Source organism: Shigella sp. FJ200513 (genome assembly GCF_040495915.1).
Classification (GTDB): domain Bacteria; phylum Pseudomonadota; class Gammaproteobacteria; order Enterobacterales; family Enterobacteriaceae; genus ECMA0423.
The window spans coordinates 1-833 of record NZ_JBDYCV010000256.1; the positions used below are offsets into that span (position 1 = coordinate 1).

At 46.1% G+C, this 833-nt stretch carries 1 protein-coding gene and 2 pseudogenes; all 3 read right to left on the reverse strand.

The window, feature by feature from the left end; translation table 11 throughout:
* Nucleotides 1-69: 69 nt before the first annotated feature.
* Nucleotides 70-327, reverse strand: a pseudogene (locus ABZJ92_RS22050) (MerR family transcriptional regulator); the annotation flags it as partial.
* Between the two features lie 20 nt (nucleotides 328-347).
* Nucleotides 348-704: pseudogene (locus tag ABZJ92_RS22055) on the reverse strand (tyrosine-type recombinase/integrase); the annotation flags it as partial.
* A 14-nt stretch (nucleotides 705-718) separates the two neighbouring features.
* Nucleotides 719-833, reverse strand: a 115-nt coding sequence (locus ABZJ92_RS22060; protein WP_214282744.1) for an IS1 family transposase, incomplete at its 5' end; no start/stop codon positions are given.

Below are 833 nucleotides of genomic sequence, written 5' to 3' on the forward strand. Positions count from 1 at the left end.
AAACGAGTATTTTTAGTCATCCTGTTTACCTCTTTCTCAGGAAGTTTAGTCTCCAGGATTCCCGGGGCGGTTCACGCTTTGCAGGTAAGTCAGTAATGTTTCTTGCTGATCGCGCCAGACGTTCTGCACATCAACATTTTCATTACTGAGCAGTATTTTAACTTTGCTGACCTGCACGCCGTTGTCGATCCAGCGTTTGATCTCGCGGATCCGGTCAATATCGGCATCGTTGAACAGCCGATGACCGCCGTCTGTCCGTTGCGGTTTCAGCAATCCGTAACGCCTCTGCCACGCGCGTAACGTGACAGGGATTAAAGGTAAACCAATTGATTTTGCAAGTTTTTATTTTACCCCGCTTTCTTATGGGGCATGCATGGGACACTTTCAGATAGTCTTCTGTTAAGAAGTTCTATCTGTTCGTGATTGTTGTCTTTCATCCATGCTCCGTAAACATTGAATACCATTTGTGCGTTTGTGTGGCCCATCTGGCTTGCGATAAAACTAGGATTAGCTCCTGCGGCAAGTGACCAGCATGCATAGGTATGCCTGGATTGATACGATTTTCTGTGTCTCAGACCTGCGCGTTTTAAGATACTTGTCCATGACTCCCTGATGGAGTCAACCTTATAGTGCGGTCCGGAAAACTGCCGCTGTTTTATTACCTGAGGACTAAAAACAAAAGTGCATTTATGCACAGTACTTCGGTAATGACTCCAACTTACTGATAGTGTTTTATGTTCAGATAATGCCCGATGGCCTTGTCATGCAGCTCCACCGATTTTGAGAACGACAGTGACTTCCGTCCCAGCCTTGCCAGATGTTGTCTCAGATTC